The organism is Arthrobacter sp. NicSoilB11 (assembly GCF_019977375.1).
GTDB lineage: Bacteria > Actinomycetota > Actinomycetes > Actinomycetales > Micrococcaceae > Arthrobacter.
Genome location: NZ_AP024657.1, coordinates 1,749,170 through 1,764,667, shown reverse-complemented (window position 1 = coordinate 1,764,667; position 15,498 = coordinate 1,749,170). Strand labels below are relative to the sequence as shown.

Annotated in this window: 13 protein-coding genes; 4 read left to right on the top strand and 9 right to left on the bottom strand. The window is 65.4% G+C overall.

Annotated features, from left to right (window positions below; genetic code table 11):
- Nucleotides 1–3: 3 nt before the first annotated feature.
- From LDO14_RS08210 to dinB, 7 genes are all read right to left on the bottom strand, one after another.
- Nucleotides 4–1,635, bottom strand: coding sequence for a UDP-N-acetylmuramoyl-L-alanyl-D-glutamate--2,6-diaminopimelate ligase (locus tag LDO14_RS08210; protein ID WP_223994742.1), 1,632 nt, complete (start codon nucleotides 1,633–1,635; stop codon nucleotides 4–6).
- Between the two features lie 96 nt (nucleotides 1,636–1,731).
- Nucleotides 1,732–3,537, bottom strand: a complete 1,806-nt coding sequence (locus LDO14_RS08205; protein WP_223994740.1) for a penicillin-binding protein 2 — start codon at nucleotides 3,535–3,537, stop codon at nucleotides 1,732–1,734.
- A gap of 48 nt (nucleotides 3,538–3,585) precedes the next feature.
- Complete coding sequence (locus LDO14_RS08200; protein WP_223994738.1) at nucleotides 3,586–4,290, bottom strand: hypothetical protein; 705 nt, start codon at nucleotides 4,288–4,290, stop codon at nucleotides 3,586–3,588.
- Nucleotides 4,287–5,279 carry a 16S rRNA (cytosine(1402)-N(4))-methyltransferase RsmH gene (gene rsmH / locus LDO14_RS08195; protein ID WP_018771512.1) on the bottom strand — a complete coding sequence of 331 codons (993 nt, stop codon included), beginning with the start codon at nucleotides 5,277–5,279 and terminating at the stop codon, nucleotides 4,287–4,289. Before rsmH ends, LDO14_RS08200 begins: the two co-directional genes overlap by 4 nt.
- 167 nt (nucleotides 5,280–5,446) lie before the next feature.
- Nucleotides 5,447–5,875, bottom strand: a complete 429-nt coding sequence (mraZ, locus tag LDO14_RS08190) for a division/cell wall cluster transcriptional repressor MraZ (RefSeq protein WP_018763545.1) — start codon at nucleotides 5,873–5,875, stop codon at nucleotides 5,447–5,449.
- 343 nt (nucleotides 5,876–6,218) lie between these two features.
- A complete protein-coding gene (locus LDO14_RS08185; RefSeq protein ID WP_018771511.1) occupies nucleotides 6,219–6,590 on the bottom strand; it encodes a DUF3040 domain-containing protein in 372 nt (123 codons plus the stop codon).
- A 266-nt stretch (nucleotides 6,591–6,856) separates the two neighbouring features.
- Nucleotides 6,857–8,038: a DNA polymerase IV gene (gene dinB / locus LDO14_RS08180; RefSeq protein ID WP_018771510.1), complete on the bottom strand. Its 1,182-nt coding sequence runs from the start codon at nucleotides 8,036–8,038 to the stop codon at nucleotides 6,857–6,859.
- A gap of 174 nt (nucleotides 8,039–8,212) precedes the next feature.
- Between dinB and LDO14_RS08175 the strand changes: the two genes are divergently transcribed.
- Nucleotides 8,213–8,734, top strand: coding sequence for a hypothetical protein (locus LDO14_RS08175; RefSeq protein WP_018771509.1), 522 nt, complete (start codon nucleotides 8,213–8,215; stop codon nucleotides 8,732–8,734).
- A complete protein-coding gene (locus LDO14_RS08170; RefSeq protein WP_056389738.1) occupies nucleotides 8,731–9,825 on the top strand; it encodes a polyprenyl synthetase family protein in 1,095 nt (364 codons plus the stop codon). Before LDO14_RS08175 ends, LDO14_RS08170 begins: the two co-directional genes overlap by 4 nt.
- 9 nt (nucleotides 9,826–9,834) lie before the next feature.
- On the opposite strand, the gene LDO14_RS08165 is transcribed toward LDO14_RS08170, so the two are convergent.
- Complete coding sequence (locus tag LDO14_RS08165) at nucleotides 9,835–10,188, bottom strand: Rv2175c family DNA-binding protein (protein WP_026266108.1); 354 nt, start codon at nucleotides 10,186–10,188, stop codon at nucleotides 9,835–9,837.
- Between the two features lie 249 nt (nucleotides 10,189–10,437).
- Between LDO14_RS08165 and LDO14_RS08160 the strand changes: the two genes are divergently transcribed.
- Nucleotides 10,438–11,823, top strand: coding sequence for a lytic transglycosylase domain-containing protein (locus LDO14_RS08160; RefSeq protein ID WP_223994736.1), 1,386 nt, complete (start codon nucleotides 10,438–10,440; stop codon nucleotides 11,821–11,823).
- Nucleotides 11,824–11,919: 96 nt separating this feature from the next.
- Entirely contained in the window at nucleotides 11,920–14,010 is a 2,091-nt protein-coding gene (gene pknB, locus LDO14_RS08155) for a Stk1 family PASTA domain-containing Ser/Thr kinase (protein ID WP_134164409.1), read from the top strand.
- A 65-nt stretch (nucleotides 14,011–14,075) separates the two neighbouring features.
- Here the strand turns inward: pknB and LDO14_RS08150 are convergent, their stop codons facing one another.
- Complete coding sequence (locus LDO14_RS08150) at nucleotides 14,076–15,467, bottom strand: 3-deoxy-7-phosphoheptulonate synthase class II (RefSeq protein ID WP_018771504.1); 1,392 nt, start codon at nucleotides 15,465–15,467, stop codon at nucleotides 14,076–14,078.
- Nucleotides 15,468–15,498 lie beyond the last annotated feature (31 nt).

The following is a 15,498-nucleotide window of genomic DNA, read 5'->3' as shown; positions in this document are numbered from 1 at the left end:
GGTCTAGGACTCTATCCGGTCGTCGTGGAGAACGTTGAATCCCCTGGCTGTCAAGGCGCTGCGCAGCTCCACCCTGTCGTCCAGGGCGAGGTTCACACCCTTCACTTCCTGCCAGACCTCGTGGCCGCGGCCTGCCACCAGGATGGTGTCCTGCGGCCGCGCCAACGCTGCGGCGTGCCGGATGGCCTCGTCCCGCGGAAAGACCTCGAGGATGTCGGCCTGCAGGGATTCCTTTTCCACGGCTTCCCGGGCACCGGCGAGCACGTCGGCCCGGATGGCTGCTGCGTCTTCGTCGTGCGGGTCGTCATCGGTGATGATCACGGTGTCAGCAAGCCGGGCGGCAATGGCTCCCATGGCCGGCCGCTTGCCCTGGTCCCGTTGGCCTGTGGCGCCGAAGACAACGATCAGGCGGGAGTCCGGTTCCGGCGAGCGGACTGCCTCCAGGGCCCGCGCCAGGGCGTCGGTGTTGTGCGCGAAGTCCACCACGGCGGCGGGCTGCTCGGCGACCAGCTGCATCCGTCCCGGCACGGCCACGGTGAACGGGTCGCTGCTGTCCAGGGCGGCCTGGAGGTCGGGGACTTCCACCCCGGACGTGAGCACCATGAGCGTCGCCAGGGCCGCGTTGGCAACGTTGAAACTGCCGGGCAAACCGGTGTGGATGTTCAGGACGGCGCCGGCCGGCCCCGTCAGGGTGAAGTCGGTACCGAGCCCGCGCGGCGAGGCAGCGCTGACCGTCCAGTCCGCGGCGGCCTGGCCGCTGGTGCTGAGCGTGGTGACGGGCAGCTGGGTGATGGCGGCCAGGCGCCGTCCCCACTCGTCGTCGACCGTCACCACGGCAGCCCGGGCGCGCCCCGGTGTGAAGAGTTCGGCTTTGGTGGCGAAGTAGCCGTCCATGGTGTGGTGCAGGTCCAGGTGGTCCTGGGTGAGGTTGGTGAATCCGGCGACGTCGAAGAGCAGGCCATCCACCCGCTGGTACGAGATGGCGTGGGAGGACACCTCCATGGCTGCGGTGTCGAGCCCGCGTTCGTGCATGAGGGCGAGGAGCCCGTGGACTTCGGGCGATTCCGGCGTGGTGAGGAGGCTGGGGATCGGCTCTGCGCCGGCCAGGATCTCGATGGTGCCGATCAGGCCCGGCTGGCGGCCCAGTGCACGCAGCAGGGAGGTGATGAAGTAGGTGGTGGTGGTCTTCCCGTTGGTCCCGGTGACGCCGAAAAGCTGCAGCGGGCGGCCGTCGCCGGACTGGCTCCGGTAAATCATGGCGGAGAGGGGGCCCACCTCGTTGCGCGGATTGTCGACGACGAGCACGGGCACGGGCGTGTCCGCGGACAGGGCAAGCAGGCGCGCCCCGGCCTCGTCCGTGAGGACGGCGGCAGCTCCGGCCCCGATGGCATCCGTGGCGAAGTCAGCCCCGTGCCTGCTTGCCCCGGGGAGGGCCACATACAGGTCGCCGGGCTCCACGGTGCGTGAGTTGATCGAGATGCCAGTGATTTCCACGTCGGCGGCGGGGGCGGGGACGGCTACGCCAACGGCCTGTCCGACGGCGCCCAGCGGCACGGCCGCTACGGCTGCAGGCCGGAAGCGGCCCGGCGTGTCGTCCCGGGCCGTGTCGTTGCCGGGCGTGGTGAACTCTGACAAGGGGATCTCCGATGGTGCTAGTGCGTGCCCGGCATGGTTCGCGCCGGGCACTGTGATGCGCTGGATGCTGCTGGTACTTCCGGCGTGGCGCAGCTGCTACTTGGCGTACTGCGGCATTCTGGCCGGCTGGCCGGTGGAAGGCTGGACGTTGTAGGTCCGCAGCGTCTGGCTCATGACGGACCGGAACACCGGTCCGTTGGTGATGCCGTAGATGCTGCCCTTCGGCCGCTGGAGCACCACCTCCACAATAAACCGCGGATCATCCATCGGCGCCATTCCCACGATGGAGGCCGTGTACCCGCAGTAGCCGGACTTGCCGTCGTCGCACGGTGATTCGGACGTGCCGGTCTTGGCCCCAACGCGGTAGCCGTCGATCCCGGCGTCCTTGATTTCGCCTTCGGTGACAGCGCTTTCAAGGATGTCCTGGACCTGTTGGGCCGTGCTTTCGGAGACAATCTGCCGCGACGGCTGGGCCGGCACTTTCTCCTCGGCGCCGTCGGGGGAAATGTAGGAATCGATCAGCCGCGGCTGCAGCATGACGCCGTTGTTCGCGATGCTCTGGTAGGCACGGACTGTCTGGAGGGTGGACTGCGAAACGCCCTGCCCGAACAGGACGGTGTACTGCTGGCGTCCGTCCCATTGGTCCGCCGGCGTGAGGATGCCCGATGCCGTGGCGGGAAGTCCGATGTCCGGTGCCTCGCCGATGCCGAACTTCTTCAACCAGTCGTAGCGTTGTTCCTTGCTGAGCCGCTGTCCGGCCATAACCGTTCCGGTGTTCATGGAGTAACCGATGATGCCGGCCAGTGTCCGTTCCTCGGTGCCATGGGCAAACGCGTCGCTGAAGGTCTGGCCGTCCACGGTGTAGGTGGGTGGAATAGTGAAATGGTCCAGGGGGCTGGCGAGTCCCTCGTCGATGACGGCTGCAGCCGTCATCATCTTCTCCACCGAGCCGGGCTCATAGGCGGCCGTCACGGAACGGACGCCGCGGTCCTTGGCCGCCACCAGCCCCGGGTTGTTGGGGTCCGGGGAGTTGGTATCAGCCAGGGCCAGGAGGTTCCCGGTCTTGGCGTCCATCACAATGATGACGCCCCATTCGGCACTGAGTTTGTCCGCCTGGCTCTGGATGGCCTGCTGGGCAAAGTACTGAAGATCGGAATTGAGCGTGAGTTTGACGTCCTTGCCGTTTTGCGGTGGGGTCAGCTCGTCAAGACCCACCGGGATGCGGAGCCCGTCGGCACCGATCTCGAACAGGCGCTTGCCGTCTTTGCCCTTGAGCTGGTCGTCCTGCGTCTGCTCGATGCCTGCCTGGCCCGTGGTGCCGTCCTGGAGGAAGCCCACAACTCCCCCGGCCACGGCGCCGTTGGGGTAGACGCGTTTGCTGACGCCCTCGGCCACGATGCCGGGCACCTGGAGCTTGGAAATGCGGTCCTCGACGTCGGGCTTTACGTCCTTGGCCACAATGTAATAGGGCTGTTCCCCCGTCACTGCGTCACGGACCGCGTTTGAGTCCATGCCCAATGCCGCGGCAAGTTCTGAGATCGCCTGGTCGCGGCTGACGTCCACCAGTTTCTCGTGGCCGTCGGCCTGGGGCTCGAGGCGTTTGTAGGCGTCCGTTTTGGTGTTGACGCGCTGGTCCACCACGATGTTGTACCGGATCACGCTGTTGGCAAGAACGGTGCCGCGTGAGTCCAGGATGCTGCCGCGCTCGGCCGGAAGGATCGCCGAGGTCATCCGGCTGTTCAGTGCCGCTTCGGCCATGCCGCCGACGTCAAGCCCCTGGACCAGGAAGAGCTTCCCGCCCACCACCAGCAGGAGCGTGAGCATGACGCCCAGTCCCAGTCGCAAGCGCTTGGTGGCGTTGGGTTCCTTGCTTTTTCCTGCTTTGCCGGTCGTCTCCGCCACCGTGATATTCCTTGCTGCTCGACGCTGCTGCCTGACCTGCCTGCTGGCCTACTGTCCGGGGACCTTCTGCTGGGGCGCCGGAACAGAGCCGCCGTGAAGCTCGGGCGCCGGAGTTGCCGCGGCAGCCGCAGCGGCTGCGGCAGCCTGCGCGGCAGCGGCCTGGGCAGCGGGGGCCTGGGCAGCGCCGGCGGAGGGAGCGGCGGCAGGAGCCTTGCCGGTATCTGCCGTCCTGGCCTTGTCCGCCGTGTCACCCTTGGACGCAGGCGGCACAATAAGCTGTCCGGCCACCGCCGGCGATGGGATAACGGCTCCCGCTGCTGCGCCCTTGACCGCAGGCGTGGCCTTTCCTGTCACTGACAGCGTGGACAGGTCGATCTGGCCTTTGACGGTGGAGGCCACCATTCCCAGTTCGGTGGCCTTGGCCGCCAGGTTCTGCGGGGCCTCGAAGTTCTGCACCTGCTGGGTGAGGTCCTGGTTCGTCTTGGTCAGCGTGCTCTGCTTGGCACGCAGTTCCACCAGCTGGTACTGGGCGGTGGACACCGAGATATTCAGGACCAGCACCGCCATCAACGCCACTGCGAGCATGGCAAAGCAAAGGACGACGAACGGCGCCCGGCGTTTCCGCGGCGCAGTGCGGACCACGGAAAGCGGGGTGCGGCCCTTCCGTCCACCGGCGGGGTCGGCCGCGCGCCGGGTGTCGGCCGCCGAACTGCCTGAGACAACGGGAAAGTTCTTGACGGCGGCGGTGCTCATGCAGCTCTCCTGGCTCTGATTCGTTCTGCCGCGCGGAGCCTGGCGGAGGCAGCGCGCGGATTTTCGGCGATTTCGACGGCGGTGGGCACCTCGGTGCCTTTGGTCAGGGTCTTGAGTTCGGGCTTGTGTTCTTCCAGCTCAACGGGGAAGCCAAGGGGAGCGGAAGACTTGGAGCGGGCCTGGAGAACGCCTTTGACGATTTTGTCCTCCAGGGAGTGGTAGGACATGACCACGATGCGGCCCCCGATAGCCAGGGAGGCCACGGCGGCGGGGACGGCACGCTCCAGGACGTCGAGTTCCTCGTTGACCTCGATCCTGAGGGCCTGAAAGGTCCGCTTGGCAGGATGTCCACCGGACTTCGCTGCAGAAGCGGGAACCACGGAACGGATCTGCTCCACCAGTTCGCCGGTGGTGGTGAACGGTTTGATGGCCCGTGCCGCGACGATCCTGTTGGCAATCCGTCCGGCGAACTTTTCCTCGCCCCATTTGCGGATAATCCGGACCAGGTCCTCTTCGCTGTAGGTATTGACCACGTCCGCCGCGGTCTGGCCCCGGCTGGTGTCCATGCGCATGTCCAGGGGCGCGTCAAATGAGTAGGCGAAACCGCGTTCACGCTCATCCAGCTGCAGGGAGGAAACACCCAGGTCCATCAGGATCCCGTGCACTTCAGCCACACCGAGGTCCTCCAGGACGTCCTGGATCTCGTCGTACACCGCGTGGACCAGGTCGATCCGGGCGGCGAACGGAGCCAGCCGCTCCCCCGCCAGGGAGAGTGCTTCCTCGTCACGGTCAATGCCGATGAGGTGGAGGTCGGGAAACCGCTGGAGCATCGCCTCGGAATGACCGCCCATGCCAAGGGTGGCGTCCACCGCGATGGGGGTCTCGCCGCGGAGCCTTGCTGCTTCGAATCCCGGTGCCAACAAATTGATGCACCGGTCGCGAAGGACCGGCACATGGCGTTCGGACGTGGGCTTGGGTTGATCGGTCATGCCTGGTCCTTTCCCGCCGTCGTTGTCACCTGCTGCTTCTGGGACCAGATCCCCATCCGTGCCTACCGTTCCGCCCGCCTGGCTCCGGGGAAGGTGAGCCAGGTTGGCAGCCGGTGGGCCGGCTGGAGATCTCATCCAAGAAGCCACCTGCCGCCCCGCTCCGGAATTCAGAGAATGCCCGGAATGGGATCGTCAGTTTCGGAAAAGGCTGTTTCCTTCTCCGCAAGGTATTCATTCCAAGCCTGGGCGTCCCAGATCTCGGCGCGGGTACCGGCGCCGATGACGGCAAGTTCCCTTCCGAGTCCTGCATACTCCCGGAGCGCCGGTGGAATGGTCACGCGCCCCTGCTTGTCAGGTACCTCGTCAGAGGCTCCAGAGAGAAATACGCGGATATAGTCACGTGCCTGCTTGGAGGAGATTGGCGCCTCCCGCATTTGCTCGTGGACCCGTGCAAATTCCTTCTCGCTGAAGACGTAGATGCAACGTTCCTGGCCCCTCGTGAGCACCAGGCCGCTGGCAAGCTCCTCGCGGAACTTGGCGGGGAGAATGATCCGTCCCTTTTCATCCAGACGCGGCGAGTGTGTGCCCAGAAACACTGGCCCACCGCCTGTCCGTAGTCAGGAACTGCACATCCCCTAATGTTGCAACCACCCTCTTATGTCCTCCACATTACTCCACTTTCCACCACAGTCAACGCGAAACTGCCATGTGAGCAGGTAATTTATGGGAAATGGTCCTTGAAATGGCGCGGAATCCAGGCCGTGGTGGAAAGTGGAGGACTTTTTGCTCCGGGCGGGGCGAACCGGAGTCCCAGGGCCGCCCGGACGGCGGAATTGCCGTTAAACACGAAAAGACCCGCCGCAGCGGGTCTTTTCGTGCAGTCCCCCTCCTCGAGGGGGAGAGAAATGGAGGAGCCTGGTACCCGGAGGTCCCGGCTGTTTAGGGTTCACCCCTGCGGCGCTCGTCCCAGCGCTCTTCGAGGTTGCTCATGAAAGAACTGCGCTGCTTGCCCGGTTTTCCGCCGCCGGCCTTTGACGCGGCCGTCCCGCGGGAACTGCGCATGGTGGCGAAGTACACCCCACCGCCCATCACCACGAAGCCCAGGACGCCGACAAAGATGTTCTGGAGGGTGACCCCCACCAGTAGCAGGAAGACGCCGGCAAGTGCGCAAAGGACCCCAATAACCACATGCCTCGTGGACCAGGAACGTCCCGGGTCCGAACCCATTGAGTTCGCGAACTTCGGGTCGTCCTCGTGAAGCTGCTTCTCAAGCTGCTCAAGCAGCTTCTGTTCGTGCTCCGACAGCGGCATCACGACCTCCTTTTGTAGGCCAACGTCCGGGCTGATCCCAGCCACTACTTCTACTTCCCTTGAAACGCCTGCTGTTGCTGGAAAGTTCCCGCCTGGCCGACAGTGGCCAGAACAGGAACGCAGCACGCGTACGCGGGAGCGGGAGCATGTCCAAGAGGGTCCGGCAGTAAGTCCATTCACTCGAAAACTATGTATCTATAAGGATAGATTGTTGAGGGCTGATCTGAAAGACGGCAATGACTTTGCCGGACCCCTCCGGCGGGCACTCAGGCGGGCCGCTGGGAACTGTCTCCCGGCCGGCTTTCGTGCTCCATCAGGCGGGCGGGCAGGACGGATTTGCTGCCGAATTTGCGCGTCACCTCGTCCAGTGCCTGCTCGGCTGCCCGCCAGTTGTCATCCCTGCGGTCGATGCTCAGCTGGAGCGAGGTCCTTGCAGCTTCCTCCAGCTGCTCAGCCCTTACTCCCACCAGCCGCACAGCCATGGCCCGGGTCCCGAGCGACTCCAGGAGCTGGATGACCACTGCGTAGATCAGCTGGGCACTGTCCACCGGAGTCTGGACTGTCCTGCTGCGCGTGATGGTGGAAAAGTCGGCGAAGCGCAGCTTCAGCGCCACGGTCCGGGCAACCATTCCGGAGCTCCGCAGGCGCGCGGCGGTGCGGTGGGAGAGCCGCAGCAGTTCCCGGCGAAGGAGGGCGTCATCGGCGGTGTCCACGGCGAAGGTCTCTTCGGCGCCGATACTCTTTTCCAGCCGTACCGGGGTAACGGGACGGCGATCGATGCCCCAGGCAAGCTGGTGCACGTGCTCCCCCGTTGCCCCCAGTACCTTCTTCAAGGACGACACCGGCGTCGCCGCCACGTCCGCCACCGTCCTGATTCCCATCTTGGCAAGCACCTCTCCGGTCTTGGCGCCGACGCCCCAAAGGGCGCCTACCGGAAGGCTGTGAAGATAGGGCACGGTTTCGTCCGGCCCGATGAGCAGCAGGCCGTCGGGCTTGCAGCGCGTTGAAGCGATCTTCGCCACGAACTTGGTTTCCGCAATTCCCACGGATGCAGTAATGCCCAGTTCCGCTGCCACGCGCCGCCGGATGAGCTCGCCGATTCCCCTGGGCGGGCCCAGCCGCCGCAGCGCCCCCGTGACGTCCAGGAAGGCCTCGTCAACGCTGAGCGGCTCCACAAGCCCCGTGATGGATTCGAAGATGGCCATCAGTTGCCCGGACACCTCGTAGTACAGCTTGTGCCGGGGTTCAATGACCACCGCCTGCGGACACATGCGCATGGCCACGGCCATGGGCATCGCCGACTTCACACCGAAGGCGCGGGCCTCGTATGACCCTGAGAGGACCACCGAGCGTTCCCCGGGGAAGCCAACAATGACGGGCTTGCCCCGGAGCTCGGGGCGCGTCCGGAGTTCCACTGAAACAAAGAAAGCGTCCATGTCCACGTGCATGATGCACGAGGGCCGGCGGCCCGGAGGGCGCGCGGCGGTTGGCTGGTTCGTACCTGCGGGCCCCACGGATCCCATCCTATCGGTTCACCGGAGACTGCAGGTTTGTCAGGGCGGCAGGGGAGGCTGGCTAAACTGGAGGCTGGTTCCGCCAACAACACCAGGAGGAAAGTCTCTGTGACGGCTATTGGAAACTTCAAGCCAGCTGGCCTGGCCGCGCTTGCCGCCATCGGGGCACTTACCCTGGCGGCATGCCAGACCCCGTCCGGCCAGGCAGAGCCGTCCCGGTCCGCATCCGTCGCCGCGACCCAATCCACTGTGACCGCCTCCCCCAGCCCCTCGGCGTCGCCCAACACGTCCGCAACCGTGGGCGCCGTCGTGGCGGGCTTCCCCCAGCAACTCCTGCCCCTGATGCCGGGGGCAACAGTGGTGTCCAGCAGCTTTGACAAGGCCTCAGCGCCCGCCACTGCAGCCCTCGTGGGTACTGTCACGGCGCCCACTGCCTCCGTGATGGACTTTTATTCCAAGGCTTTGGAAGGCCAGGGCTTCAAGGCCGTTCCCGGGGACAAGGTGGGCGCGGTGGCTTCCAAGGATTTCGTCCGCGGTGACAACGAGACCGTGAACCTCTCCGTGGTGGAAGCCGCCGGTGTTTCCACTTTCACCATCGGGGCCAACGTGGCAGCTGAGTCAGCCAAGTGACGGCCGCGGAGCAGTTGAGGAATGAACAGGCTGATTTTGTGGCAGGAGTTGCCGGCGAGCTGACCAGCTTCCTGACCGCACGCCAGTCGGTGATGTCCGGCATTTCCCCGGACATCGAGCCCATCATGGGTTCCATCTCGAATTTGGTGACCGGCGGAAAACGCCTCCGCGCCCTGATGTGCTACTGGGGATGGCGGGGTGCAGGCGGCGAGGCCGGATCAGGCCAGGTGGTCACGGCCGGGGCAGCCCTCGAGCTGTTCCAGGCTGCCGCCCTGATCCACGACGACATCATCGACCGTTCGGACACCCGGCGGGGCGGTCCCAGCGTGCACCGCCGCTTCAGCCAGCTGCACACATCGCAGGGCTGGGCGCTGGACAGCGAACGGTTTGGGCAGGCCGCAGCGATCCTTGCCGGCGACCTTTGCCTGTCCTTCAGCGAGGAGGCGTTCACCGACATCGGCGAGCCGGCTGCGTCGGGCAGCAGGGCCAGGCTTATCTTCAACCTCATGCGCGCCGAGGTCATGGCCGGACAGTACCTGGACATCCTGGAGGAAGTGGCCGGACCGGTCCGGGACCGCGCCGGTGCCGTTGGCAGGGCGCAATCGATCATCCGGTTCAAGAGTGCCAAGTACTCCACCGAGCACCCCTTGGCGTTGGGCGGAGCTTTGGCCGGAGCGTCCAATGACCTGCTCCGCGGCTATTCAGCGTTCGCCCTCCCGCTGGGCGAGGCCTTCCAGCTCCGCGACGACGTCCTGGGCGTGTTCGGGGATCCGCTGACCACAGGCAAGCCGGCCGGCGATGATTTGCGTGAAGGGAAGCGGACCGTTCTGGTGGCCCTCGCCCTGGACCAGGCTTCGCCGGAAGAGTCCGCGTTCATCGATGCCAGCCTGGGCAGGCCCGATCTGTCCGAGTCCGACATCGTCGAAATTCGACGGATTATCGAGGATTCCGGCGCGCTGCAGGCCACGGAAGTCCTTATCAATGAATTCGGCGCGGCAGCATTCGATGCCCTTGACGGGCTTCCGTTGGACGAGCTGCCCAAGACCGCCCTTCGGAAGCTGGCTGAAGCTACCGTCAGCCGAGCCTCCTGAAAGCGGCAGCTACCAGGCCAGAGTCTGGGCCCTGCGCCTGATTTCGGTCTTGCGCCCTTCCCGAAGGGCATCGATGGGGCGGCCGCGCAGGGATTCGTCGGCGGTGAACAGCCAGCCAATAAGGTCCTCGTCCGAATAGCCGGCATCTGCCAGCACCACGATGGTCCCCTTAAGGCTGTCCACTACCTGGCCGTCCTGGATGAATTCCGCTGGAACCGACCGGATCTTCCGTTCCCCAACGCGCAATGCAGCGAGGGCATGTTCGTCAATCAGGCTGTGGACCTTGGTGATGGAGACATCCAGTAAACGGGCGACGTCGGGCAGTGGCAGCCACTCGCCCACCAGGTTTTCTACGTTATTCACGGATCAAGGTTGCCACGCTGCGCACCCCCGCGCCTAGTCGGAGCATTCCATTCCGCTCCTGGCCTCCGGACACTCCCGAAAAGAGGGCATTACGGGGAATCCCAAAATTCTTGTGCTATCCGCTAATTCATGAGAGATTCACACTCATAACATTTGTAACACTAATAACTTGAGTCACAGTAGTATCAAGATTGACAGCGGCATCCCCGTCCGCGTCCGCACCCGCAGTTGAGAAGAGGATTCCTTCCGATGACGACGTCCCGCTCGCCAAAGCAGCCCCCCAAGCCGAGTCTGCCGATGATTGCCGCCACCACAGCGGCGCTGCCAGCGGTCGTATTGTCATCCTTGGCCCTCGCCCAACCTGCCGCAGCACAGCAGCCCGCACGGAACATCCCCAGCAGCCTCGCAGCAGCCATGAAGGCCCAGGCTGCAGCGAAGGCAGCCGGAACGGTGATTCCCGCCGCCGTGGTATCCACCACCATCCCGGCCGCCTTCCAGCCCGCACAGCCGGCGGCACCTGCGGAGTACACGATTGCCCGCGGCGACACCGTCAGCGCGATTGCCGGCCGCTTCGGTTTGGATACCGGCGAAATCCTCAAGCTGAACAACCTGCAGGCCAACACCGTCATTTACCCGGGGCAGAAACTAAAGCTGTCCGGTTCGGCTGCACCTGCGGCCCCCGCACCTGCGGCTGCCCCGGCTGCTCCGGCACCTGCTGGTGGAGCAACGTACACGGTGAAGCCGGGCGACACCCTCGGTGCGATCGCAGCAAAGCACAACGTGGCCCTTTCCGACGTCTTCACCTGGAACAATCTCTCCATGCGCTCCATCATCTACCCGGGGCAGAAGATCAAGGTGGGTGGCGGCGATTCCACGCCTGCTCCCGCGGCGGCCCCGGCCCCCGCCCCGGCCGCACCTGCGCTGGCCGCCACCTCAGCACCGGCAACCGGCTCCTACACGATCAAAGCCGGAGACACGCTGTCGGCGATTGCATCCCGGCACGGGGTAAAGCTGTCTGACCTGCTCTCGGCGAACAAGCTGGGCATGACCAGCATCATCTACCCTGGCAGCAAGCTGGCCATTCCCGACGGCTCCGGCCAGTCGGATCCGCAGCCGGCTGCTGCGGCCCCGCAGCCTGCTGCCGCGCCCCTGGTGCCCAGCTCCTTCCTGGGCTTCAGCTACCCGGCTGCCGTGGTCAGCTCGGCCAATGAAAACAAGGCCCTGCTGAACGCCTCCCCCGTTCCCTCGCGGGATGAAATGAAGAACATCGTTGCCGATACGGCACGCCGGATGGGAGTGGATCCTTCCCTGGCCCTCGCCTTCGCCTTCCAGGAATCCGGTTTCAACCAGCGCGCCGTGTCACCGGCCAACGCCATCGGCACCATGCAGGTCATTCCCAGTTCCGGGCAGTGGGCCTCAGACCTGGTGGGCCGGAAGCTGAACCTGTTGGACCCCTACGACAATGCCACAGCCGGCATCGCCATCATCCGGCAGTTGCTGGCCACCAGCAAGGACCAGGACACCGCCATTGCCGGGTACTACCAGGGCCAGTACTCGGTGAGCAAGTACGGCATGTACGACGACACCAAGGCCTACCTCGCTGCCATCAAGGCGCACCAGAAGAACTTCGGCTGAGCGGGCCGCCGGCCAGTTCCTGAGTGCGGGTCCGAACCGTTACCGGTTCGGACCCGTTTTCGTGTCGGACGCGTTTTGCTGCGGGATTAGGATCGTATGGTGCAGGAACACGTGTCAGACCCAGTTGCAGGGACCCTGGTGGACAACCGTTATGCAGTCACCTCCAGGCTTGCCCGTGGCGGAATGTCCACCGTCTACCTGGCCATAGACCAAAGGCTGGACCGTGAGGTGGCGCTGAAGGTGCTGCACCCCCACCTCGCTGCTGACGGGAACTTCCTGGACCGGCTGGGCCGGGAGGCAAAGGCGGCCGCCCGGCTGTCGCATCCGCACGTGGTGGGTGTCCTTGACCAGGGCAATGACGGCAACACGGCCTACCTCGTAATGGAGTACATCAAGGGCCACACGCTGAGGGACGTTCTCAGGGAAAGGGGTGCCCTGCCTCCCCGGCTGGCGCTGGCACTGATCGATCCGGTGGTGGAGGGCCTGGGCGCGGCACACGCTGCCGGCTTTATCCACCGTGACGTCAAGCCCGAGAACGTCCTGATCGCCGATGACGGCAGGATCAAAATAGGCGACTTTGGACTTGCCCGTGCCGTTACCAGTTCAACCAGCACCGGGGCCCTGCTCGGAACGGTGGCCTATATCTCCCCGGAACTGGTCCTGGGCAAGCCGGCAGACGCCCGCAGCGACGTCTACTCCGTGGGCATCATGTTGTATGAGATGTTGACCGGCAGGCAGCCGTTCGAGGGCGAAGTCCCCATCCAGGTGGCCTACCAGCACGTCAACGGAACCGTGGGCCCGCCATCGGACCTGGTGCCGGGGCTGGCCGGGGAAGTGGACGAACTGGTGCAGTGGTGTACTGCCAATGATCCGGAAAACCGGCCGGTGGACGGCAATGCCCTGCTGCAGGAACTGCGCCACATCCGGACCAACCTCACTGATGCCGAACTGGACCTGCTGCCTCCTGCAGCCGCTGCGGCCGCGTCCCAGCACCAGACCGAGGTCCTGGCACGGCGCAGCAACCCCACAACGCTGATGCCTCCCGCCCGGCCCGCCGCCCCTGCCTACCCGCCCGGCCGGCAGGAGGCACCGGCCCCGTCGGCATCGGCGGGCCCTGCCGCCCAGGTGCCATATCACCAACGGCCCGGATTAGCATTGCCCGACGACGACGATGCGGACAGCGGGTGGTCTCCCCCGCCGCGGCTGGGCAAGCGGGCCCAGCGCCGGGCGGACAAGGAAAGCGGGAAACTCCGCGCCCTTGCCGCTGCCACGCCGGTGCGCACGCTTCGGGAGGGAAATCCCCGCCGCCGCGGCATCCTTTGGGTCCTGGTCCTCATCATCGCCGCACTCCTGGCGACGGGCGCCGGCTGGTTTTTCGGAATGGGTCCGGGCGCCGCGGCCGCCGTACCGGCGGTCGCCAACAAGACTGTGGCGCAGGCCCAGCAGTTGCTGGGCGGAGTGGGCTTCCGCTCCACTACGAGCGATGTCTTCGACGACGAGGTGCCCACCGGGGTGGTAGTGGGCACGGACCCCGCCGCGGGGACGGAGATCCGGAAGTTCCAGCCGGTTTCCCTGCTGGTTTCAAAAGGTCCCCAGCTTTTCCCCTTGCCGAAACTCACGGGCGGAACCTTGTCTGAGGCGAAGACCTCCCTCAACTCCGATGGCATGGCCCTGGGCACTGTCACTGAACAGTTCGATGAACAGGCGGCTGCTGGAACCGTCATGTCGCAGGACCCTGCCGCGGGCACGCCTGCCCGCCACGGCACCCCCGTTGCGATCGTGGTTTCCAAGGGCCCGCAGCCCATCGCCGTCCCTTCGGTGGTCGGGAAATCCGGGGACGACGCCGTGGCGGCACTGAAGGCAGCAGGCCTCACTGCCAAAGTAGCCCCGGAGGCGGTGTTTGACCGGAACATCCCGGAGGGCGCCGTCGTCAGCCAGTCCCCCGCCAACGGGACACTGACCCGGGGTGGCACTGTTACCCTGACCATTTCCAAGGGCCCCAGGATGGTGGCGGTGCCGAGCTACATCGGCAAGCAGGCAACTGAAGCGCGCAAGGCGCTGGAAGCACTCGGCTTCCAGGTCCGGGTGAACAACATTTTGGGCGGCTTCTTCGGCACGGTGAGGGACCAGTCGCCGGTGAACCGGGAAGTTCCGGAGGGCTCAGTCATCACCATCACCGTGGTGTAGCCCCCTGTCTTTCAATGAAAAAGGGTGGGCCGGCAGTGCCGGCCCACCCTTTTACTGCCCTGGTCCTAGTGCTTGGCGAGGGCGCCGGCCACCAGGAACGCCATCTCAAGGGACTGCATGTGGTTCAGGCGGGGATCGCAGACGGACTCGTAGCGGTCCAGGAAGGCCTCCTGGTCGATCGGGTCCGCGCCACCCAGGCACTCCGCGACGTCATCGCCGGTCATCTCGACGTGCAGGCCGCCCGGTACCGTCCCAAGCCCGTGGTGCACCTCGAAGAAGCCGCGCACCTCGTCAATGACGTCGTCGAAATTGCGCGTCTTGTAACCGTTGGGCGACGTGACGGTGTTGCCATGCATGGGGTCCGTCACCCACAGGACCTGTGCGCCGGAGGCGGTGACCTTTTCGACGACGGCCGGCAGTTTTTCGCGGATGTTGCCGGCGCCCATACGGGTAATGAAGGTGAGCCGGCCGGGTTCGCGGTCCGGATCCAGCTTGTCGATCAGGCGGAGGGCGTCATCACCGGTGGTGGACGGCCCGAGCTTGACGCCGATCGGGTTGCGCACCCGTGAAAGGAAGTCGACGTGGGCGTGGTCCAGCTCGCGGGTGCGCTCCCCGATCCAGAGGAAGTGGGCCGACGTGTCGTACGGGAAGCCGGTGCGGGAGTCGATGCGGGTGAGGGCGCGTTCGTAGTCGAGCAGCAGGGCCTCGTGGCTTGCGAAGAACTCAACCCGCTTAAGTGCTTCGAAATCGGCGCCGCAGGACGCCATGAACTTGATGGCCCGGTCGATGTCGCGGGCCAGCGACTCATAGCGGGCGTGGGCCGGGTTCTCGGTGAAGCCCTTGTTCCACTGGTGCACGGAGCGCAGGTCCGCGAAGCCGCCCTGGGTGAAGGCCCGGATGAGGTTCAGCGTGGATGCGGAAGTGTGGTAGGCACGCAGCATCCTCGACGCGTCGTGGCCGCGTGACTCGGGGGTGAAGTCGTAGCCGTTGACGATGTCGCCGCGGTAGGCGGGCAGGGTCACTCCGTTACGGGTTTCGTCATTGGAGGAGCGGGGCTTGGCGAACTGGCCGGCCATCCGGCCCATCTTGATAACCGGCATTGCTGCGCCGTAGGTAAGCACCACGGCCATCTGGAGGATGGTTTTGACCCGGGCGCTGATCTTGTCAGCCGTGGCGGCCTCGAATGTTTCGGCGCAATCACCGCCCTGCAGCAGGAACGCCTTGCCTTGGGCGGCAGCAGCCAGGCGCTCGCGCAGCACGTCCACTTCGCCGGCGAACACCAGCGGCGGCAGGACGGAGAGTTCTTTCACCGAAGCCTCAAATACATCCCGGTCCTGCCAACTGGGCTGCTGGGAAATGGGAAGGTCCCGCCAGTGGTCCAGTCCGGGATAGTTTGCCGCTCCGCTCTGGGCGGTGCTGGACAGCGAAAAGGCGGGTTTTGCAGATAGCTCAGTCACCCTCTAAGACTAACGGCAGGGCGGCACCACC